Source organism: Oceanobacillus sp. FSL K6-0251, from assembly GCF_038004725.1.
In the GTDB taxonomy this organism is placed as follows: Bacteria; Bacillota; Bacilli; order Bacillales; family Amphibacillaceae; genus Oceanobacillus; species Oceanobacillus oncorhynchi.
The window spans coordinates 1432349-1454293 of the sequence record NZ_JBBORS010000001.1 but is presented as its reverse complement, the minus strand read 5'-3'; the positions used below and the strand labels follow the sequence as shown (position 1 = coordinate 1454293).

Below are 21945 nucleotides of genomic sequence, written 5' to 3'. Positions count from 1 at the left end.
TTGTATAGAGTAATTCACTTACTCAGAAAGTTGCTGATTGTAAGTTATCATATGGACATATAGTAATTTTACCCTTATTTCTCTATTTACAAACAGGCTGGCGAATATAAGCTTAGAAATCAGTAGTACAAATTTTTATTCCCTATCTGCTGATAAAAATTCTTCAAGAGCTTGTTTATTTTGTTCTGCATCGATTTCTAACACAGCTCCAACGTCGGTCCGGACGTTTTGATAGGAATTATCTACAGGAATTCTTAATGTTTCCATCGGGTGTTCACTGCCGCTAATCAGTCCTTTTCCTATTGTAAGAATGGTTTTACTATCTACATTCGTATCAATGTATGGATCAGCAACGCCTAAAAGCTTTGGCAATTTCATCAGACCGTGGATACTTACCGCTTCATCTTTCAGCTTGCCTATTATTTCCTGCTGCCGCTGCACTCTTCCGTAGTCTCCATCTGCATCCTTCCGAAAGCGCACATAGCCAAGCAGTTCGTCTCCATGTAAGACTTGTCGCCCTGGTTCAAGTGTCATTCCGATATCCTCTGACATTTGATGCGGGATATCCACTTCAATACCATCAGGAGCGATAATATCTGCGATTTTGGAAAAGCCTTCGAAATCGACCACTGCATAATAGTGTAAATCGATATCAAAAGTTTGCTTCAGCGTTTGTCTGAGCAGTTCGGGACCATCAAATGCAAATGCAGCATTAATCTTCTGCATGCCATATCCAGGTATCTCTACGTATGTATCACGCATAATGGAAGCTAGTTTTATATCATGGGTTTCCTGATTATAGTTGGCAATCATAATTGTATCCGAGAGCCCGCGCTCTTCTCCACGGGTATCACTGCCTATCATTAAAACATTTATTTCTCCAAATTGCGGTTCTGATCCTTCAAATGGAATAAAGGTTGTACCATCGTCCTTGTATTGACCTTCACTTGCTTCGGATAATCCTTGATAATATTGCGTAATGATATAGGCTCCTGCCGCAATGATGCAGACGAAAACAAGTAACAGAACACGCCGTATCCATTTCCGCTTTCCAGATTTTCTTTCACGTCTTTTCATATTGAATGCTCCTTGTATATTCTTTTAGTTAGAAAGTTTTTTTAAAGCAATTTGTACTGCGATAGCATCATCCATATATCCAATAGGGAAAATATAATCAGGAACTACATCGAACGGTGTAATAAAATATAATAATACACCTCCCATGACAGCTAAAGTAAAGGGATCCCTCTTATATTGTGCAAATTGTGCATAAAAATCCTTGAGTTGATTAATAAATGGACCAATGCTGCCTACTTCATCAAGCTTTTTCTTAAACTGATTATGAATAATTTGTTTTCCTTCCTCTGTTTGGGCATTTTGTTCATACCTGTCTAATTGCTGCTCAACGGCAGTTGTACTTAAATGATTATTGTAAAGATCCGATGCCTTTAGTATTTGCTGAATTTCTTCTATGGATGTATGCATATCTGAAATCTCACGCGCTTCATCAGCGTGTATGGAATAACCGGCAGCGTGCAGAAGTTCTATAAGCGGTATATCAAAACAAGAAGCAAACTTTTTTAAGTGCTGGATGTTTGCTTTTCGTTTTCCATTGATAATACGTGAAATGGTCCCTTTATCAATACCGGTCTGCTCACTGCATTTTCTTACCGTCATTGATTTAGCATGTAATAGCATTTTTAATTTATTACCAAAATTATCTGCAGACATATATGCTATCCCTTCATTTATAGTGATGTTTGATGGTTAGCGTCACTTGAGTTAAGACAATTACAAAAGTATCAGTGACGGCTGTATCGTTTAAAATATCGCCAGTCAGATAAGCTAATAATCTATTAAACAATATATCCAAACGTTGACAAAATGTCAACAACCAAATAAACACTACAGCCCTTTAAACTTCGGGAAGATATTTATGCCGTCGATAAAAAATAAGGTGCAATCCTTGTTATAACAGAATTGCACCTTATTTTACTCTGTGTTGATTACTTTTCCATTTTAAAAATTAATTTCATTCCTTCATGGCTTGCAGAAAAACCTAATCTTTCGTAAAAACGATGCGCATCATTGCGCTGTTTATCTGTTGTCAGCTGCACTAGCCCGCATTTTTCCGCTTTTGCGATAGCAATCGCTTCTTTAAACAAAGCTTCCCCTACCCTTTTTCCGCGATACTTCTTATCCACCCGCACGCCCTCAATTTGCGCCCGCTTCATCCCTAATCTTGCTAATCCAGGAATAATGGTCAATTGAATACAGCCGATAACCTCCTCTTCTTCCAAAGCTAAAATAACCTGATTTCCGATTTGAGCCTCCATTGCATCAAAAGCTTGATCATATTCCTCAGGCAAAGGATCTTCATACCTTTCACGTCCGGAACCTAATCCATCGTCAGCTAATAAGCGGACGATGGCAGGTAAGTCTTCTTTTTGAGCTTTTCGAAAATGCATTTGACTGTCTCCTTTCATGCAGCAGCTTCCTCATTTTAATTTGTAATACCCTTCCACCAAGCTTGTTCTTCTTTTCCATGTATCTATTATTATAGAAGAAATTATTTTACATTCACATGTTTTATTTCTTCGTTGCAGGGAAAGAAAGCAACAAAAGCTTTTTGAAGGAGGGGAAGAAGCATGAAACATCCGGAAGATGTGGAGATAAAATTCTTGCAATTCAAAGATGACGGCTCAATTCCAAACAATCCGACCTATCCGCTGCTTTTATACAGAGATGTAATAACTTCAACGGACGATGTAAAAGCAATTTTAACAAAAAATAACTGGCTGGGCGCATGGCGTGGAGGTGTTGCTTCTTTTCATCATTATCATAGTAATACACATGAAGTTCTTGCCGTAGTCAGCGGATCCGCTCAGCTTCAGCTTGGCGGGAAACAGGGAGAACAGATACAGGTTGAACAAGGCGATACAGCCATTCTTCCAGCCGGGGTTGGTCACAAACTGCTGGAAGGCAGTACAGATTTTGCTGTAATTGGCGCCTATCCGAATGGGAAAAGTTATGATTTTTGTTATGGAAAGGCTGAAGAGCGCCCCGAAAACTTGGCGAATATCAAGAACGTTCCATTACCTGATACCGATCCATTGTTTGGCGAACGTGGTCTCCTGTTTTCATATTGGGCGGATGAATAAAGCAGATGCTTCATCGTGTTTTAAAAAGCATTCTACGAATAAAATACAGAATATTTCCCTCACAAAGAAACCATGTTGATGACAGCCTTATCAAATGGTTTCTTTTTGTTAATGAAAAGATGATAACCAATACAAAATATAAAGCCAGCAACCTCTCTTCTACATACGCTTAAATTGACCTGCCTATTCCCTGAAATCCATCCTGCTGCCTCTTGAAGGCAGGATTTTTTGTCAGCTAATAGATTGATAGCTTACTTGACAAAGAAAGTCCTAAATGATAAATTTTAATTAAACAACCAAAAATATAATCAATCAACCAAATTACATGTTGATTACTTAATAAAGGAGTTTAAAATGGACAATAAAACTGATGAATTTCATCATCTCCCCCGCTGGTTCCAGCGTATCATACCGTTGCTAAGTATTATTTTATCGATACTTTCATTTTCCTATGTGATGCACCTTTACAGTTTAGAATCCTTGGTATTCGCCCAATGGATTCGTTTCATTATCTTTTCTCTTATAAGTGTGGTATTTATACTGGCTGCTATTATTTATTTTTTTAATGGAGCATTGGCTTGGAATTGGTTTATTGGCGGTTTTGGTCTGCTGCCAATCTTGCTTTTACTGCAGCTTATTATATTTCTGCTGACGATAGTCAGAACAGCTGTCGATGCAATCTTTCAAGGAAGCCTTCCTGAACCGGTCCGCACGTTTATTGACAATTATCCAAGCAAATTTGATGTTGTTATATTAGCTGTGCTTTTTATAGCTGGAGTGATATGGATGATTAATAAGCTAAGGAATAAAAAAGGCTGAAGAAATGAGGAGGAGGATTCATGGCTGATTTAGAAACAACTCAAACAAAGCGTGCACTTTCTTTGGATCTTGCACGAGGCTTCATGCTTTTTCTGATAATCCTTTCACATATCCCATTGTTTTTATATACCATCGAACCAGGCGTCATCACCAAAGTTTCCGGCAGTACAGCATTCGATCATTTCTTAAATTTTCTAATGGAAATCACCGTGGATAATCGGGCACGTCCATTATTTGCTATCCTGTTCGGCTATGGTCTCGTCATGATTTACCGTAAGCAATCAGAAAGAAAAGGTACAGCAGAAGCAAAGCGATTGATTAAGAGACGCTGCTGGTATTTGATATTATTTGGCGCTATCCTCGCCGGGGTTGCAGGCGGTCAGGATATCTTGATGACCTATGGTATTGCAGGTCTTTTGTTAGTCTCCTGCTTGAAAAAGGATAACAAAAAGATTAAAAAATATGTGCTTATCTCTACGGTTATCTGTATCATATACATTCCATTGTTTTGGGGTGGTGTCCTGACAGAAAACCAGTCGTACGGATTACCGGTAGAGCTAACTGGTCAGGAAACATATGCAGGTACGATACTGGAGCGTCTGGTTTCTATCCCGATTATTCCATTATTTACGCATATTACCTTCCCTGTTATCCCTTCCGTCCTAATTGGAATGTGGCTGGGGAATATAAATATATTAATTAAACCGCAGCATCATCTTAAGCTGTTAAAACAATTAAGCGTCATCGGGGTTACCATTTCACTTGCCGGCGCCATCCCGCTTGTGCTGATTAACGATGTTTGGTTTCCAAGTCTTTTCACCGCCGGGATTGTATATGGCATCCATATTCTCACTGGTTTTGCCGGCGGCTTAAGTTATGCAGCACTGTTTGGATGGTTAGGAGCCCGCATGAAACAGCGCGGCGGCCTCGTAAAAGCAATTGCTGCAATGGGCAAACGTTCCTTAACATTTTTCGTGCTGCACGAGGTTTTAATAGTGATCCTGTTGTCCCCCATTGCTTTTAATCTAGGGGCATCCTTAACTGTCACCACGTCGTTATTGATCGGTACCGTGATGTGGATGGTTACGCTGTCGATTGCGTATTGGATGGAACGTCGTCAAATAGCCGGGCCTTTAGAAAATTATCTGCGGTATTTAATTTATAATAAGCAGCGATCTTAAAGAAGAAGGCTGGAGAGGTTTCTGCTCCAGCCTTCTTCTTTCTTTGGCAGTTAAGTAAGTATAAACTTTCTTACTGCATAAGTGTAACTATGGTTGTCACCTAAAGGCTTGGTGCCAACCAAGTTTTCTAATATTCCACAAGCAGCAAGAACTGCATCACGACTCCTTCTAATCTTATTTGTTCCTTAAGAAACAGCTGCCGGCGTTTCTTTTTTACTCTTAATATAGTTTAAAACAAAAATCAAAATAATAATGGGGTATCCAATGATATCCGTCATGAACTCTGGTACGATCAAAAGCAACGAACTAATCCCAAGCACCAGCCTGGTTAAGACATTTAGATTCGTATGAATAAATCCTTCAACGGCAGCGCTGATAGCTACTACTGCTATGGCAGAGCTTACAGCAACCATTATAATTTGAGGGATCGCTGCAAAAGGAAACTCTGTGGCATTCGCAGGCAAGCCCGATGGATCAATCAAAAGCATGGCCGGTTCATAAACAAATATGAATGGGACGATGAATCCCGCTATGGCTAACCTCAGCGATATAAAGCCTGTTTTCATCGGGCTCCCGCCTGCCAGACCGGATGCCGCAAAAGAAGCCAACGCAACGGGCGGCGTGATGTTGGCAAAGATACCAAAATAGAATACAAACAAATGTGCAATAAGAACCGGAATACCGAACTCCGCCAAAGCAGGCGCAGCCATGGTAGCCGTAATAATATAGGCTGGAATGGACGGCAGACCCATCCCTAAAACAATCGACGCAAGCATCGTCAGGAGTAACGTGAACATCAATGAACCGGCACCAAGACTCGTTATAGCCGAAGATAATGTGGCCCCAAAACCAGTTAAGTTAACTACTCCGATAACGATGCCGACGACCCCGCAGGCAACGATTGTCGATAACGCTTGTCTGGTCCCGGTTTCCAATGCCTGCAGAATATCTTTGAAATGCATTCTTGTATGTTTTCTAAACCAGGATACAACAACGGTAATCATGATGGTGTAAAAGGCCGCATAAGAAACAGGCACATTAGCAAATAGCATCATAATCAAACTGATGAGCGGTATCAATAAATGCCAGCCTTCCTTCAACACCTTCTTTACCTGAGGAAGATCCGCTTTCGGCAAGCCTCTTAGATTTGCACGTCCGGCGCGGTAATGAACCTGCATGATACTGCTTAAAAAAAATAAAAATGCGGGGATAATTGCGGAAAGAGCGATTGTTCCATATGATATTCCTGTGGTTTCTGCCATAATAAATGCGCTCGCTCCCATAATAGGAGGTAAAATTTGGCCGCCGATCGAGGAGCTGGCTTCTACAGCACCTGCGAAATTTTTATCATAGCCTATTCGTTTCATTAAAGGAATTGTAAAGGCACCAGTGCTTACAACGTTTCCAACGGCTGAGCCGTTGACTGATCCCATAAAAGCACTTGAAATAACAGCTACCTTTGCCGGTCCGCCCTGCTTATGACCAGCAAGTGCCAGAGCCAAATCATTAAAAAATTTCCCCATTCCGGATTTCGCTAAAAAAGCGCCAAACAAAATGAATAAGAAAATGAATTGCACAGACGCACCGATTGCCGTAGAAAATAGCCCTTCAGTTTTTGTGTATAATTGCCCGAAAATATCCGCTAAATCAAAAGGCCTTGTTAATAGCATTCTCGGCAGCCAATCCTGATGGCTAAAGAAAGGGTAGGCTAGAAATAGCAGAGCCAATATAGGTAAAACCCAGCCGGTAACCCGTCGTGCAGCTTCAAACACTAAAACAACTGTCAGTATCGCCATCAAAATATCGGCAGTGTTCGCAACGCCGCCGCGTACCGTTACAATATCCTGATAGACGGTAAACAAATAAATACAGGAAGCGATTGTTAATCCAAAAAGCATCCAATCGTAAAAAGGAATTTTCCTGCGGTCTTGGGCTTTAAATGTTGGGTAAAGCAGAAAGACCATTCCTAAGCCAAACATTAAATGAAAATTACGCTGCAGGAGCGTGGGGAGCGGGTTAAATGTAATATACAAATGAAATATTGCATAGCTGATCGCCAGAATGCTGAAAAACCAGACAATCGACTTATTGTTCCATTTCCGTACATTGGATTCCAAATCATATTTTTCGAGTACCTTCTTTACCTTGTCCTGTGACATCTCAGAATCTGCGGCAGCGTGCAGCTTATCATTTTTCAAAAATAATCACCCCTTATGTATTCCCAGACAGGTAATTTTCGTGTTGTAATCATGACATTTTCATATTGGTCAAAATGGTGGTATAAAGGTATTTCACGATCGCCAATAAACAGCGTAGTTTGTACAAATTCAGAAATAGTTACATTTAAATCCTCATAATCTATATCAAGCTCCATTTGAATAAATCCATTTTCTGTCATTGTTTTCTTGGCTTGAAAGGGAGTTCCGGCACCAAATGTTTTAAAAAACGTATCGCTTAAAATGATTTTCTCATCTTTCCTCTGATATCTTTCAAACCATTCCTCTTTTTCAATCGAATGAATCCATCCTAAAACAAACGCTTCCTCTTTGATAAAAAAAGAAGTATCCTCTCCCGCTACTTCGATGACAGGAATACGATAGAAAAGAGGAAAAAGGAGCAAGATAAGCAACGAGCTCCCTATCCAAATTCTTTTTTTCTTATTGCTCATTAAAATATTTTTCAGCTCCCGGGTGTAACGGCGCAATAAGCCCCTCCTGAGCATTTTCTATTGAAATATCCTCTGCTGCTTGATGGGAATTACTTAAGGTATCCAGGCTTTCAAAGAATGTTTTCGTTAATTTATACACATCCTCCTCGCTAAAATCACTGCGCACAACCAGCGCATTGGGTACAGCTGCAGTTGGAACAGCCTCCTCGTTACCATACGTGCCAGCCGGAATTTCAAAGTCTATAAAGTAGGGATGTTCCTCTGCGATTTCTGTAATATTATCTGCATCGATGGTTACTAAATTAATATCCGTCGTTTCCGATAATTCTAATAAAGAAGCATTAGGCAAACCGCTTGTTAAAAAAGCCGCATCAATCCGCCCTGAAGATAAGCCATCCGCTGCCTCAGCATAGCCAAGGTAATCTGCCTGCAAATCGTCATAAGAAATGTCGTGTCCCTCCAATAACGCACGGGCATTCAGTTCTACTCCCGATCCCTGATCACCGACAGCAACGCGTTTTCCAGCTAAATCTTCTATTGTTTCAATCCCAGCATCTGCCCTGGCAACAATCTGAACCACATTCGGATATAAATTCGCAATCTGGGAAATACCCTCTAAGGGTTCTGAGAAGCTCGCTTCCCCATTTAACGCCTGACTCAACGCATCACTCATCACAAAAGCCATTTCCACTTTTTCCTCTGCCATCAGGTTTAAATTCTCAGCCGATGCTCCAGTTGTCTGTGTTCTTGAGTTTACATCGTACGTATTCGTGTAAATATCCGCTAAGGTAGTCGCTATAATATTGTAAGGACCAGACGCTCCGCCTGTAGCAATCGTTACGATATTGCTGTCCAAGCTCTCGCTCTCACTTTCTTCATCATCTCCATTGCTTCCACAAGCCGCAAGCAGCAGCCCAGCTAGTACAATAAATGAGATTAATAACCCCAGCTTCTTATGTTTCATCATTTTCTCCCCCTTTTCCCCTGCTCTCTTACATTTATAATCCTCCCATTTTTAAAATAGAACTTTTCTCAGGTATATTGACTATTTATTTTTGTCATGTAAAAACAAAGACGGCTCTCTATCAAGAGGAAGCCGCCTTTGTTGATTTATGAATGTTTTTTTGTCTATTTTTATTGAATTCATATTTCATGCTAAAAAATGTTAATGCTGCATTCACAAGTATATTCAAAAGTACTAACAAGATCGGTAAGTCGATATTTGGTGCAAAAATGGTATGAGCCAATGTAATAATCACTCCACTAAGAATGAAATAAGAACTGACCCCAAACACTTGAAAAATGAAGTTTTTACTCTTAACGGTATATATCCCCAAAGGAATCAATAAAACAATACTTAGATAAGAGCTTATCGCCAGCCAGCTCACTGCCTCAATGGAATGATTCGCGAGCAAGGAAGGCCATATATTTAGCAGCGTTTTTAATCCAAATATATAGAAGCTCATATAAAATAACAGCCCTGCTATGTTCAGAAAAATACGTTCCATCAGTAGATACCAAAAGCTATGTCTCTCATGTTTGGTTTCATATATAAGTTCATAAATAACCCCCAATAATAATCCTCCTGCTATGACATATAATTGCACCATTGGCAGGTTCCCTTTAAACATTTCGAGAAAGAATTTGGCAACCTCTATGAGCTCACCCAACATTGGATTCACCTCCCGCTTTTGTTATAGCTAAGCAGCCTCCCTTGATATATTGAGATTCCGTTTGCTTACTAACTCTTATACGAAAGCTAAATGAAATCAGCGCTTCCATTATATTTCTTCTTCAAATGATAAATTTACTGGTTCGTCCTGCAGTTCACCCTGTATCTCCAGATTTGTTGTGGGCGTATTTTCATCTACTTCTTCAAATGTAAATTGATCTGACCATACCGTTCCCTGACCGGCTAAATTGATGCCAAACGAAATAACCGCACTTTTTTCCGGTACATCTAACACAATCGAATAACGATTCCAGTTTGTCGTCCCTTTAATAGGGCGATTACTCATATTATCAAATTGAACGACATCCTCCGTCGTGTCATCTACCCGCATCCACATCCCAGCGTAGGTTTCTACATCTTTCGTGCGGATAAAACTCGACAACCGAATGCGTTTTCCTATAAAACGGTCTGCTTTAAATGCCTGCATCATCGTGGCGAAATGCGTTGAATCGAGTACGGTCTTGGATGTTAAGTAACCAGAAGCTTTGCCTTGGTGAACAATTTCATGATCCACACCCATTTCATAACTAAACGGATCTGACCCGCTCAAAAACCAGCCCTTTATTTTTGTTTCCATGTACGATTCCTCCTTGTTTTTTATCACATCAGACATCAGCCTGCGATATTGGCCAGGGGGCAGCTTATATATTTTTTTAAAAGCTCTTGTAAAGGATTCTTGTGATTCAAATTGATAGTAAAATGCAATATCCAAAATTCGTTCCTTTGAGTAGAGTAAAGCAGCAGAGGCATTTGCCAGCCTGCGCATCCGAATATACTCCGTAATCGTCATACCTGCCGATTTTTGAAATATACGGTGGAAGTGGAATTTCGAAAAATTGGATTGCCGCGCGATGTCTTCTATTGTAAGCGGCTCGTGCAGATGCTCTAATGGATTTTTTTACAACGAATTTATAGTTATTCAACGTAAGCTCCCCTCCTTATCTAAATATAGAATATCAAAATCCACGATTTGCTTTTTGATATATTTTGCGGTGTGCTTGTTTTCCTTCTTTCTAATTACTTTCACTCGTATAGCAGATGTTTTTCCACCTGTATTCATGTACTTCAAAATTATAGCTGACATGGTCATGAATGCAGCCTTTCCTTCATATTATATCTAGAGGTGAGATAATGGGAAGAATAGCTTACCGAGAAGCAGATGTTGACGTAATGGCGAGGATGATGAGAGCAGAAGCGGAAGGCGAAGGAAAACAAGGCATGCTATATGTTGGAAATGTCATTGTGAATCGCGTTGTAGCAGATTGCAGTGATTTTGTTGACTTGCGAACTGTTGACGATGTCATTTTCCATGTTCAAGGAGGAAATTATTCATTTGAAGCCGTTCAAAAAGGAAATATGTTTTATCAAAGAGCAAGAAATTTTGAAAAAAGATTAGCAAGACAGAATCTGGATTTTTGGAGGGAACACCCGGCGAAGTATGCTCTTTGGTACTTTAATCCGTATGCCCCATGCCCTCCAACATGGTATGATCAGCCTTTTTCCGGTCAATTTAAGCAGCATTGCTTTTATGAACCGGCGCCTGGAACCTGTGACAGCGTTTATATGAGATGATGCGTTTTCTTTTGGATACCTTTTGTAATGCTGATGAGAGAAATGATTTTTCACAATCAGGTTATTAGAACCTAGCCAATGAAAAATGGCTCTATTAAATGAATTATGATGTATGAGAAAAAGGGACTGTTGGACAATGGTTACTTCATTGTGCAACAGTCCCTTTTTTAAAGAATTAAAATTTTTAATAGTACCTATTCAAAAAGCAGGATAAAAAGGATCTAGAATTTCGAGGTGACGCAGCTTTGAATACTAAAGTATACATAAATGGTAAATGAGGAACGAAAAAGCAAGTCAACGGACTTCCACAGGAGGCGGTAACTTCTACGTTGCCCGCATGGTGTGGGCGTTTTTAGCAGAAGGTTCTCTTTCTTAAGTGTCATTTTCACCGAGCTTTTTAAACATCCTCCAATACCAACTCTAGTCGTGTATTAATTGTAAAGTGACTAAAAGTATTATTTAGGTAGTTAATTCATAGCTTTCTGCAATCAAATCTCGGATATCGTCTAAATCCTTTGTATAATCTAGAACAATGCTGACCCAATTATTTTTATCCATGTGATAAGCAGGATATATATTTTCATTTTTTCTTAATGAACCTATAAATTCTTTTCTAGCTTTTACATTTAATATATCAATTTTTCTATCGCTTTTTATTCCTAACTTATCCTCTGTGATATCCATAATTAAGCCAAACCATTTTTCATTATTTTTATGCCTTAAAGCTGCAAAATTTAGAGATTTTTCCCAGGGATAATCCGGTTTAACATCATATCTTTCTTTAACATATTCAAAAATATCTTTTCTTTTTAACATTGATAATCCCCCTATACGCTGGTTTATCTACTTATTTATGGATTGCTTTATCCAATAATTTGTTCCCTTTTCTGGGTAACATCAAACCTGCATAAGCGTTATCAATAAATTTACGATTTGGATAAGAAAAGCTATTTAAGTGAGGAGCTGTATTCTTTTATTTCAATTTCCCGCCAAACACAGGCATGTCACTCGCATCTCCATAATCTTTAATGCGCTCGACATTTTTCAAGAATTCCATATCCTCATCAGAAATGGTAAAGTCTACATCGGCATTATTTTTCATATGCTCCGGATTAGCTGTTTTAGGCAATGGCAGCAAGCCAAGCTGTAACGTATAGCGGATACTTAATTGCGGAATGGAAACATCATATTTTTCAGCAATAGCTGCAACTTCCTCATTTTTAAATAATTCTCCATGGGCAATTGGTGAATATGCCTCGACAAGTATGCCTTGTTCCTGCGTATATGCAATCAAATCAAATGGTGTATTGCTGATATGGGCTAAAATCTGGTTAACTATTGGTTTGACATTGCAATGATAAAGAATATTATCCAAACCCTCTTTTTGAAAATTAGATACCCCGATGGCACGAAGTTTTCCTGCTTCATATGCTTCTTCAAGAGCACGCCAAGCTTCGCGATTCCCTTCAAAGAAACGCTCTTCTCCGTCAAACTCCATCCATGGCTGCGGACTATGGATAATCATCATGTCAATATAATCAAGATTTAACTTCTCCAGGGATTGGTTAATCGATGAAACAGCTTCTTCATAGGATTTTACTTCTGCAGCAAGTTTTGTGGTAATAAATAAATCTTCTCGATTCACACCACAATTTATGATTCCTTGACTGATGCTACTTTCATTTCCATATGCCTGAGCCGTATCAATATGGCGATAACCAAGTTTCACAGCCTCTATCACTGCCTGAGCGGCATCATCATTATCAATAAACCACGTTCCAAGACCTATTTTAGGAATTTCAATCTTATTTGACAGCTGATACGTTTCATTTAAAATCATTTGAACATCTTCTCGTATTTATAAAACGAATAGACTTTATTTTATAGCTTACCCGCTTTGAAAATGATTATAGTACCTATAGTTAACTATAGGTCAATCGTTTTTATTATAATTGGATAAAACCTGTCTTTACATATCCTTCGTTCAGCACTTCCCGGAATAGAAATACATTGTTATTTCCTCTCCTCATCTATCCTCCAAGGATAATAGCAGAAAATTGCGGAAATTCAATATGAAAAATATTTGGATATTCTTTAACAGAAAGCTACAAAATATCAAATGAAAGTGTATAATGTACTTCGTGACGAAAATGGACAAAATCGGACAGTTATTTTTTATTTTCTATAAATCACTGGTAAAATATATAGGAAACAAGGATACGAAGTTTCTTTTTGTTTAATGGAGGTTAAGAAATATGTTCAAGAAAAAACCAGATAAATTTTCCCTTTATCTCGTTGATTTTGCAAAGCATTTACATGAAACGGCAGATTATTTTGTTCATTTCAAGGTAAAAGACTCGGAGACATTGAAACAATTTTCCGATACGATAAAAAAACATGAATCCGTCGCGGATGATAAGGTTCATGAAATTATTAAAGAGTTAAATCAGACTTTTATTACGCCGATTGAGCGTGAGGATATTCTTCAGCTTGTTAATAATCTGGATGACATTATGGATGGGATTGAAGAGTTCTCCTCCAGAATGGATATTTATCATATTTTATCTTCAGATGATTATATTGATCAATTTACAAATTATATATTGAAATGCGCCGAAGAAATTTTGACGTCCATGGAATTGATTGCTAACTATCAATTAAAAGATGTAGAAGGGCATGCCATACGGATCAAAGAATATGAAAGTAACTGCGACGAGTTATACCGTGAATCCTTAAGGAACTTATTCCAAACCGAAAAGGATGCTATTAAAGTCATTCAGTATAAAGAAATTTATGAGATTCTGGAAGAGATTGCTGACTATTGTCAAAATGCAGCAAGTACACTTCAAAGTATCATCATGAAAAACGCGTAAAAGAGTGGTTAAAAAATGGATTTTCTTACTGTAATTACCGTATTGATTGTAATTTTTGCTCTTCTCTTCGACTTTATAAACGGGTTTCATGATACAGCAAACGCCATTGCAACATCGGTATCAACAAAAGCCTTGACACCCAGAAGAGCAATTATATTGGCCGCTGTAATGAATTTTGTCGGAGCATTAACCTTTACCGGTGTTGCTCAAACGATTACGAGCGGCATTACGGACCCATTTGAATTGGATAATGGGTTAGTCGTTATTTTAGCTGCTTTGATTGCGGCAATCATCTGGAATCTGGTAACATGGTATGCAGGAATCCCGAGCAGCTCCTCTCACGCAATTATCGGAGCTATTACGGGAGCAGTTATTGTATCTGCAGGAGTTCATGCCATCCATTTTCAAGGATTTCTCTCGATTCTTGAAGGGCTGCTCTCCTCGCCAGTGATTGCCTTTATCATCGGATATATTATATACAGTATTATTAAAGTTATTTTTAAAAACAGCAATTTAGCAAAAACCAATAAACGATTTCGGCTCGTACAAATTTTAACAGCATCGGTACAATCCTTTGCCCATGGTACGAATGACGCTCAAAAATCAATGGGGATTATTACGATGGCATTAATTGTCGGCGGCATGCATCCAACGACAGATATCCCCTTTTGGGTACAAGCTTCATGTGCTACAGCAATGGCGCTTGGAACTTCTGTCGGCGGATGGCGAATTATTAAAACAGTTGGCGGAAAAATTATGAAAATCCGTCCGGTAAATGGGGTTGCAGCTGACCTTACTGGTGCTGGAGTCATCTTTGGAGCAACACTCATTCATTTACCTGTAAGTACCACCCATGTTATTTCATCCGGTATCCTCGGGGTTGGAGCCTCGCATCGGCCTAAGGGAGTTAATTGGGGAGTAGCCAAACGGATGGTTGTCACCTGGGTGATTACATTGCCAATAACCGCTGCGCTTGGCGGGGCTATTTATTATATTTTAGATTTGTTTATTTGAAAATGGTTTAGCTGCTGTTACAACAAATCATGAAAAGCTTGGTATCTCTGCTGTAGGTTTAGCAGAAAGGCTTTATACACTTAGATAATCTGGTCTTTCCTTAATTAGGGAAGTCTTTTTTTATTGTTGATGTTAGTATGTTTTAATTAACAACAAGGTGAATGCATGTTTCAATGGATTCATCTTATGTCGTTTTAAAAAAACGCCCTGCCATAAATAAGCTGAGAGGAAGAATAGCGAGTTATATCATATCAGCACACATGATGGATAGCTTAAAGAAGTAAACTACTATAAAATAAAAATATATTTTTAAAATAATTACTATTTACAACTAACCGGAGGAATAGAAATCATGTCATTAAAAGCTGGAGATACCATTACATTTGAACGAACCTTTACATTAAAGGATGTTGAATTATTTACAGCACTTTCGGGTGATGAAGGCATTCATCATCAAACTCCTGATGAACAAGGAAGGCTTGTTATTCAAGGCCTGTTGACTGCCACACTGCCGACCAAAATCGGCGGAGATAATAACGTGCTTGCCCGTAATGCAAATTTTGAATTTCTACGCCCTGTCTTAACCGGAGACACAATCACTTGTGAAGTATTCATTGAAGAATATAAAGAAACAAAAAAGAATCGAAAAACAATTGATACGACCTTCTTATGTAAAAACCAACACGGCAAAAACGTATTAAAAGGAAGCTTTTCCGGGATAATACTTTAAATTTTGTCAGATCTTTATATTGGGAAAATGAAAAAGGAGCAGAGGAATACCTCCCCCTAAAGCAGGCCTGAAAACTGCTACAGGGGGGATTAAATCGTAAAAATAATGTGTTTAAAATCGCTTCATTACAATATATTTCAAAAGAGAAAAAATTAAGGCAAACTCAGCTTGGTTGTTCTGCCTCCATCTACTGTATAAACCTGTCCTGTGATAAAGCCTGCTTCATCAGCAGCGAGAAATGCTACCAGCGCTGCTACCTCCTCCGGTTTTCCGGTCCGTCCCACAGGATGAATTTTTCCGAGATCGCGTTTGAATGCTTCAGCATCTGGTGAATTTTCGATAAGATTAATGTTCAAATCGGTGTCAATCCATCCAGGCGCAACAGCATTGCAACGTATTCCTTCATGTCCATGATCAACTGCTATGGAACGAGTTAACCCTAAAATTCCCGACTTTGTGACAGCATAGGCTGCATGCCCGGGATTTGCAGCCAGCCCCTCCACCGAACTGGTATTGACAATACTGCCTTGTGTCTTGCGCAGATAAGGCAAAGCGGCACGAGTCAATAGAAACGGTGCAGTCAGATTCAAATCTATGTTGCGCTGCCAGTCCTCTAAGGTCATTTCTTCAATTCCTGCTTCCATCATCATGCCAGCATTATTAATCAGAACATCCAGCTTTCCAGCACGGTCAATGACCTCCGCTACAACGCGCTCAGGTGTCTGTGGATCGGAGAAATCAGCAGGAATCCAGTCGAACATCTTATCCTCGCCGCGCTGCGCAGTGATGACAGTCGCCCCCTCTTCATGCAGGCGACGCGCGATGGCTTGCCCGATTCCCGAACGCCCCCCTGTCACCAATGCTACTTTACCTTCAAAACGATTCATTTGGTTTGTCATTATCCTATTCCCCCTTTGCCTAATCATGTTACACATTTGGATGGACGCTGTAAAACACGGGGATTATGGGGGAGCTAGGTCATATATAAGGCAATCTATTTTTGCCTCTATTGAGTCAAGTGATATTAAGGCTGCAATATTATTGTATCGACAGCCCCTGCTTTACATATCTTGCATATTAAAAAGGGACAGCCTAATAATTCAGCTGACCCCATCATACAAAAACGAATCAATAACACGATTTTTATATATTTACATTTAATTTTTTAGCTTCTGCAACCATATTTTCAATTAATGCTTCAACCGTTTGGCTCTTAGCTAACCTGGTACTTTGCCCGGACCAAAGAGACATGAAATCTGGATTATTCTCTGCAGAGGCAGCTTTTCTAATATCCTGCGTCAGTGTATTTTGAACAGGAAAATCCGGCAAATATACTTCATGATTTTGCATTTCTAAGATAAAATGATTTTTAACTCCCCGCGCCCATTTACCAGAAAATGACCGGGTGTAGACCGTTTGATCCTCACTAATGCTCAGAACGGCTTCCTTGTGGACCGGATGTGCTCCGCTTTCGACACAAGTCAGGAAGGCCGTCCCCATTTGCACTCCCTGTGCACCTAAACACATCGAGGCTGCTAATCCTCTCCCATCCATGATTCCTCCAGCAGCAACGACAGGTATCGTTATCGCATCCGTCACTTGTGGTAGCAGGGACATTAAACCGACAGAATCAGAGCTTTCCTGTTCCTGATTAAGAAACCCTCCTCGGTGACCTCCAGCTTCACTTCCCTGGACCACGACCATATCCATTCCTGCCGCTTCATTTTGAACTGCCTCCATAACCGTTGTAGCCGTTCCCATCAGCGTTATATTATGTTGTTTTAATTCTGCAATCACTTCCTGGGATGGAATGCCAAAGGTAAAGGAACAAATAGGAACCTGTTCTTCGATGACAACCTGAATCTGTTCTTTAAATGCTTCCAAAACTTCATTATAATCAGCAATTCCAAAGTTATCCTTATCAGGTAAATGTAATTGCTGACGAATTGTGGTTAAAGCCTGATTGGCCGCTTTCATACTATCTTCTGAAACATCAAATGGTTGAGGGACAAACAAATTAATTCCAAACGGCTTGGATGTCAGCTTCTGAATTTCCTTGATTTGATCCCGTATTTGCGTTGGAGCCATGTACCCTGCCCCAATCATCCCCAAACCGCCTGCATTCGAAGTCTCGGCTACTAATTTTGAAGTAGTCACCCCGCCAGCCATTGGTGCCTGTATAATCGGATACGCTATCTTTAAACATTTTGTCATTTCATTACGTAGCATCATTTCCCGCCTCCCTATTCTTTTCCTTTACGCCTCTATTCTTCTTATCATGCAGCATTTCATTGTGGACTATATGGTTTTCGATTAAATAATGATATATAAATTATACAATTTTTTTGGTATATTGAATAATACGTAATTATGATATTGGATATCAATACATTAGATAGCAAAGAAAACCGGGGGAGGGACTTATATGGATTTGCATTTATTAAACATTTTTCGTACGGTTGCGAGGCTGGGGAGTATTTCACAGGCTGCAAAAGAGCTCCAATATGCACAATCAAACATTACCATGAAAATTCAGCAATTGGAGAAAAGCCTGCAAAGCCCCCTTTTTTATAGATATAATCGCGGGATGACATTGACGGACAAAGGAAGCTTGCTTTTAGCATACAGCGAAAAAATATTCCATCTGATAGAAGAGACAGAAGCGGCGATGAAGGATGACCAGACACCCGACGGATCGTTAATTATCGGGTCAATGGAAACAACTGCGGCCGTGCGTTTACCGCCTTTTCTTTCAACGTATCATCAGACTTTTCCCAAAGTGGATTTAACCTTAAAAACAGGTCCTACCGAACAAAATATCCAGGGTGTGCTTCAGCATCAGATCGACGGTGCATTTATTGCCGCACCTGTTGAGCACCCTGCTCTCATCCAAAAGGAAGTATTCGAAGAGGAAATGGTTCTGATAACCGATACGAAGCATCCGGATATCTCTTCCATCGAAGATATTCAAACCGATACCATACTCGTCTTCCGTTCAGGGTGTGCTTACCGGGAAAAGCTTGAACATTGGCTGCATCAGGAGGGGTTGATTCCTGCTAAAATTATGGAGCTCGGAACAATGGAGGCAATTATTGGGTGTGTATCGGCCGGACTTGGCCTAAGCCTGCTTCCATTAAGTGTTGTTTCCAAGTATATACAAGAGGGAAGCCTGAAACAACACTCTATCCCTCATCCATACGAAAAAGTGAAAACCATATTTATTTATAGAAAAGACAGGTATATTCCGGCATCTTTGACGGCTTTTATCAACCTATTTCAGGAGGAGGTGAGGTCTTAAATTAGAAAAACCGAACAACGAGCCTGCTGACATAAGAAAACATGAAGAAACCTTATAAAATCAACGTTTTCAGGCAGTGCTCAAGTGGAATTTGAACAAAAACCATAATTTCTAAAAAATAGACACCTAAAATGAGCGTCTGTTTTTTACTTTAATTTTTATGAGAAAATACTTTCTTAAAGAGCATCTTCAAGGAAATGAAATATCAGAGAAGACATTAAAATCATGACTTTTTTCTAAAAGTGTGATAATGAACAAATAAATCCCCCCCCTGCTTCTAACATGGGGGGAGATAAACATTAGGAAACAGTTCCAAAAATACCTTGACGCCTATAGGCACAACAGTTTGGAGTACATCAAAATGATGTCAAATTTTTAATGCTTGTTGTCATCTTTTTTAATTAAGAGAAATATACATGAATCTTGCATTTTAGTATTAAAAATTAAAGGACAGCATCCAAGCATACAGGTATTATATAATCTTGTATCGTTACTCAATGTGTCCGTTGAGGAGTTTTTTCTGCCTGCCTCGGTTATGATTAAAAATACAAAAAGAAGACAATTAGAAAAAAACTTGATAATTTAACAGATAATGACCTTATTATTATGGAAAGCGGTGCTAATGGAATTATTAAATCAAAGACAGTGGAGGGATAGTCATCCTCCATCTTTTTTTAGATTAAACACTGCTATTACAAAAGATAAATGCCTAAAATATTTATCATAATTAAAGTAGATAATGTATCAAGTCCTGTTTTTTAGAAGAACTATAGAACGATACAAATTTCCAATTGATAAAATCGTTATCAAAAACCCTAAAACAGGGTGCAATGCTCCTAAATAAGAATGTAGAAAACCGAGGTTTGCACTTGCGTACAATGTCACAATAAGTATAAACAACCCCAGAATGAAAAAATAATCATTCTTTTTGGAATTACCCATAAAAGCACCAATCATCATTATTACTGGTACATTCAATCCAAACAAGTGAACCAGCATTTTATGAGCAGACCAGAACTGTCCTCCTCCAAAAATTGCCATACCTGCCAGAAAAAATTGTGCTAATGTACATATTAAAAAAATCATTGAAAAAACAGCATAAATCCAGCGTCCCGTAATTTGCATTTGTATTAGCCTCCTTTAGTGTTAATTCTCAGGGTACTATTAAAAAATAAATAATTTATTAGATAGATATTAAATATTTCTTAAATGTCATTGTTCCAAGGATTGAACAAGTTCATCTCTGTTTAAAGTGACAAATCCGTCAATTGTTTCCTCAGAACCTTCTATAAAACAAGCAATCATTAAAGTATTTCCAGAATGTTCGTTAATGATTTTATCCCCTAACTGGTACATCTGGTCTTTAAGGCTGTTATTTACAATGGTTTCATTGACAGTTAGCTCTCTTATATTTTTTCCTTCTAAAATCTCCATATTAGGATGTTTATCTGTGTCAACGGAAAAATACATAACATCTAAATTTTGTTCTCCATCTATTTCTAATTGTGCAAAGGTCATATCTAATGGTGAGGTTCCACCATTCAGTTCATTACTGATATCTTCCACTTGATCTTCTGTCAATTCTGAAATAACAATTTGTCCTTTTTCTTCTGAATCAATTACAGCATGGTCAGCTTCCAAATTTAGTAATGATGAACTATCCGCCAAAGATAATCCATTAGCCAAGCCTGTAATAAAAAATACCAAAAAATAAATCGCATCCCATCGTCAAGGCTAACAATGTGTACTTTAATTTAGATCGTTTTATCTCCCTAAATGCTAAAAACATTTTTATTCCTCCTTTTTTTCTTATTACTTCTGCGATTATCATAAAACTAAAAAATTCATGATTTCTTATTTAAATGTTCCTTAAATAAAAAAGTGTTTTTCTCTTCCTTGAACTTTGTTTGTATGAACAACTTCGACAAGAGGTTCTTCAAGTAGAACAATCATATTACGATATAATGTTGATTGAGGAACTTCACCAAGCATGTTTACTAACCAGGGAATAATATTTGGTTTTCCCATCATTAATTTTTGGATAATATGTAATTTAACGAGATAGAGAAGTACTTCTGAGTTTTCATGCTTTTTATTACCTTCAATTTATTCTATTAGTCAAGTCTTGCATTAATTAATTTCCTAGCTGGCATTATTAAATTTTTTCCTTCCTATTTAATTTATCTGCGTACCAGAATTTGAAAAAAATTGTTGTTGACAATCTTTGGGTTTAGCGTTATTATACTTCTGATTCAACTATAAATATAAAAATTTAATAATCAAAACGACATAATTTCCTAATTCAGGAAAGCGGGGGAACCAACGAAACCTGCTCGTTTCATGGGGTGAATTATTTATTTTTTATAAATAACGGACACTCTCAAGTCCGAATCCGACAGCTAACCTCGTATGTTCATTGAGAGAGAAAATGAAATCCTAGACTTTGCATGCCATTGGAATAATTCTCTTTTCCAATGGCTTTTTTTATTTTTTAGAGAGATTAAATTTATGAAAAAAAGAAAATGTAATGGCATGTATATTAATGAAATTGACTGGTAACCTGTTAATAAACAAAGGTGTTTATTTAACACATTTATTTAACGCTTCATTAATTGTTTTATATTTATGCAAAGATGGAGAAAGAGATCATGCAGAAGAACAAGAAATAAGAAGTTTAGCGAATAGATTCTGACGCACAATTTATTTCGCAACTCTATAAAGATGAGATTTACAAAGTCACCACGATTCTTGAAATTGCAAAACAATATCACATCACTCAATTACTTGTCGGACAATATCATCTAAGCCGTTGGGAAATTATAAAAAAAGGGGATTTTATTAATCGCTTGCTAAAGAATTGCGGTGAAATCGATTTGCATATCGTTTCTTTAGAAAAA

General features: G+C 38.4%; 23 protein-coding genes and 1 riboswitch. Of the genes, 9 read left to right on the top strand and 14 right to left on the bottom strand.

What is annotated here, in order from left to right:
• Window positions 1-135: 135 nt before the first annotated feature.
• The 3 genes from MKY45_RS07485 to MKY45_RS07475 form a co-directional block, all read right to left on the bottom strand.
• Window positions 136-1077 carry an LCP family protein gene (locus MKY45_RS07485; RefSeq protein WP_042532726.1) on the bottom strand — a complete coding sequence of 314 codons (942 nt, stop codon included), beginning with the start codon at window positions 1075-1077 and terminating at the stop codon, window positions 136-138.
• Window positions 1078-1101: 24 nt separating this feature from the next.
• Window positions 1102-1731, bottom strand: a complete 630-nt coding sequence (locus MKY45_RS07480) for a DUF1232 domain-containing protein (protein ID WP_042532724.1) — start codon at window positions 1729-1731, stop codon at window positions 1102-1104.
• Window positions 1732-2006: 275 nt separating this feature from the next.
• A complete protein-coding gene (locus MKY45_RS07475) occupies window positions 2007-2468 on the bottom strand; it encodes a GNAT family N-acetyltransferase (RefSeq protein ID WP_256705958.1) in 462 nt (153 codons plus the stop codon).
• Window positions 2469-2648: 180 nt separating this feature from the next.
• On the opposite strand from MKY45_RS07475, the gene MKY45_RS07470 reads away from it, so the two are divergent.
• From MKY45_RS07470 to MKY45_RS07460, 3 genes are all read left to right on the top strand, one after another.
• Window positions 2649-3161 (top strand): cupin domain-containing protein, encoded by a 513-nt coding sequence (locus tag MKY45_RS07470; RefSeq protein WP_256705957.1) that lies wholly within the window; start codon window positions 2649-2651, stop codon window positions 3159-3161.
• A 354-nt stretch (window positions 3162-3515) separates the two neighbouring features.
• Entirely contained in the window at window positions 3516-3980 is a 465-nt protein-coding gene (locus MKY45_RS07465; protein WP_256705956.1) for a hypothetical protein, read from the top strand.
• Between the two features lie 20 nt (window positions 3981-4000).
• Window positions 4001-5161: a DUF418 domain-containing protein gene (locus MKY45_RS07460; protein ID WP_042532718.1), complete on the top strand. Its 1161-nt coding sequence runs from the start codon at window positions 4001-4003 to the stop codon at window positions 5159-5161.
• A gap of 185 nt (window positions 5162-5346) precedes the next feature.
• Here the strand turns inward: MKY45_RS07460 and MKY45_RS07455 are convergent, their stop codons facing one another.
• The 5 genes from MKY45_RS07455 to MKY45_RS07435 form a co-directional block, all read right to left on the bottom strand.
• Window positions 5347-7320 carry a TRAP transporter permease gene (locus MKY45_RS07455; RefSeq protein WP_042536086.1) on the bottom strand — a complete coding sequence of 658 codons (1974 nt, stop codon included), beginning with the start codon at window positions 7318-7320 and terminating at the stop codon, window positions 5347-5349.
• Window positions 7321-7355: 35 nt separating this feature from the next.
• Window positions 7356-7865, bottom strand: a complete 510-nt coding sequence (locus MKY45_RS07450) for a DUF1850 domain-containing protein (RefSeq protein ID WP_052485003.1) — start codon at window positions 7863-7865, stop codon at window positions 7356-7358.
• The gene (locus tag MKY45_RS07445; RefSeq protein ID WP_042532716.1) at window positions 7819-8793 is read right to left on the bottom strand and encodes a TAXI family TRAP transporter solute-binding subunit; all 975 of its coding nucleotides are present in this window, start codon (window positions 8791-8793) and stop codon (window positions 7819-7821) included. The genes MKY45_RS07450 and MKY45_RS07445 overlap by 47 nt, the downstream gene beginning before the upstream one ends.
• A 121-nt stretch (window positions 8794-8914) precedes the next feature.
• Window positions 8915-9502: a hypothetical protein gene (locus MKY45_RS07440; protein ID WP_256705954.1), complete on the bottom strand. Its 588-nt coding sequence runs from the start codon at window positions 9500-9502 to the stop codon at window positions 8915-8917.
• Between the two features lie 108 nt (window positions 9503-9610).
• Complete coding sequence (locus MKY45_RS07435) at window positions 9611-10441, bottom strand: helix-turn-helix transcriptional regulator (RefSeq protein WP_256706291.1); 831 nt, start codon at window positions 10439-10441, stop codon at window positions 9611-9613.
• A 251-nt stretch (window positions 10442-10692) separates the two neighbouring features.
• On the opposite strand from MKY45_RS07435, the gene MKY45_RS07430 reads away from it, so the two are divergent.
• On the top strand, window positions 10693-11133 hold the full coding sequence (locus tag MKY45_RS07430; RefSeq protein WP_042532712.1) for a cell wall hydrolase: 441 nt from the start codon (window positions 10693-10695) through the stop codon (window positions 11131-11133).
• 459 nt (window positions 11134-11592) lie between these two features.
• On the opposite strand, the gene MKY45_RS07425 is transcribed toward MKY45_RS07430, so the two are convergent.
• Window positions 11593-11949 carry an MmcQ/YjbR family DNA-binding protein gene (locus MKY45_RS07425; RefSeq protein ID WP_042532710.1) on the bottom strand — a complete coding sequence of 119 codons (357 nt, stop codon included), beginning with the start codon at window positions 11947-11949 and terminating at the stop codon, window positions 11593-11595.
• A gap of 157 nt (window positions 11950-12106) precedes the next feature.
• The gene (locus MKY45_RS07420; RefSeq protein WP_256705953.1) at window positions 12107-12973 is read right to left on the bottom strand and encodes an aldo/keto reductase; all 867 of its coding nucleotides are present in this window, start codon (window positions 12971-12973) and stop codon (window positions 12107-12109) included.
• A 415-nt stretch (window positions 12974-13388) separates the two neighbouring features.
• Here MKY45_RS07420 and MKY45_RS07415 point away from each other — a divergent pair, with 415 nt between their 5' ends.
• The 3 genes from MKY45_RS07415 (at window position 13389) to MKY45_RS07405 (ending at window position 15750) form a co-directional block, all read left to right on the top strand.
• Window positions 13389-14006, top strand: a complete 618-nt coding sequence (locus MKY45_RS07415) for a DUF47 domain-containing protein (RefSeq protein ID WP_256705952.1) — start codon at window positions 13389-13391, stop codon at window positions 14004-14006.
• A gap of 15 nt (window positions 14007-14021) precedes the next feature.
• A complete protein-coding gene (locus MKY45_RS07410; protein ID WP_289585183.1) occupies window positions 14022-15020 on the top strand; it encodes an inorganic phosphate transporter in 999 nt (332 codons plus the stop codon).
• Between the two features lie 352 nt (window positions 15021-15372).
• Window positions 15373-15750, top strand: a complete 378-nt coding sequence (locus MKY45_RS07405; RefSeq protein WP_193063165.1) for an FAS1-like dehydratase domain-containing protein — start codon at window positions 15373-15375, stop codon at window positions 15748-15750.
• 152 nt (window positions 15751-15902) lie between these two features.
• Here MKY45_RS07405 and MKY45_RS07400 read toward each other — a convergent pair whose 3' ends face one another.
• Window positions 15903-16649: an SDR family NAD(P)-dependent oxidoreductase gene (locus tag MKY45_RS07400; RefSeq protein ID WP_256705950.1), complete on the bottom strand. Its 747-nt coding sequence runs from the start codon at window positions 16647-16649 to the stop codon at window positions 15903-15905.
• A gap of 244 nt (window positions 16650-16893) precedes the next feature.
• The gene (locus tag MKY45_RS07395) at window positions 16894-17979 is read right to left on the bottom strand and encodes an NAD(P)H-dependent flavin oxidoreductase (protein WP_193063213.1); all 1086 of its coding nucleotides are present in this window, start codon (window positions 17977-17979) and stop codon (window positions 16894-16896) included.
• Between the two features lie 196 nt (window positions 17980-18175).
• Here MKY45_RS07395 and MKY45_RS07390 point away from each other — a divergent pair, with 196 nt between their 5' ends.
• Window positions 18176-19048 carry a LysR family transcriptional regulator gene (locus tag MKY45_RS07390; protein ID WP_212929585.1) on the top strand — a complete coding sequence of 291 codons (873 nt, stop codon included), beginning with the start codon at window positions 18176-18178 and terminating at the stop codon, window positions 19046-19048.
• A gap of 561 nt (window positions 19049-19609) precedes the next feature.
• A complete protein-coding gene (locus MKY45_RS23275; protein ID WP_425313062.1) occupies window positions 19610-19705 on the top strand; it encodes a hypothetical protein in 96 nt (31 codons plus the stop codon).
• An 87-nt stretch (window positions 19706-19792) separates the two neighbouring features.
• On the opposite strand, the gene MKY45_RS07385 is transcribed toward MKY45_RS23275, so the two are convergent.
• Window positions 19793-20173, bottom strand: a complete 381-nt coding sequence (locus MKY45_RS07385; RefSeq protein WP_256705949.1) for a DUF6220 domain-containing protein — start codon at window positions 20171-20173, stop codon at window positions 19793-19795.
• Window positions 20174-20260: 87 nt separating this feature from the next.
• Entirely contained in the window at window positions 20261-20755 is a 495-nt protein-coding gene (locus tag MKY45_RS07380) for a hypothetical protein (RefSeq protein WP_256705948.1), read from the bottom strand.
• Window positions 20756-21324: 569 nt separating this feature from the next.
• A riboswitch (cyclic di-AMP (ydaO/yuaA leader) is annotated at window positions 21325-21478 on the top strand.
• The last annotated feature ends 467 nt before the right edge of the window (window positions 21479-21945 follow it).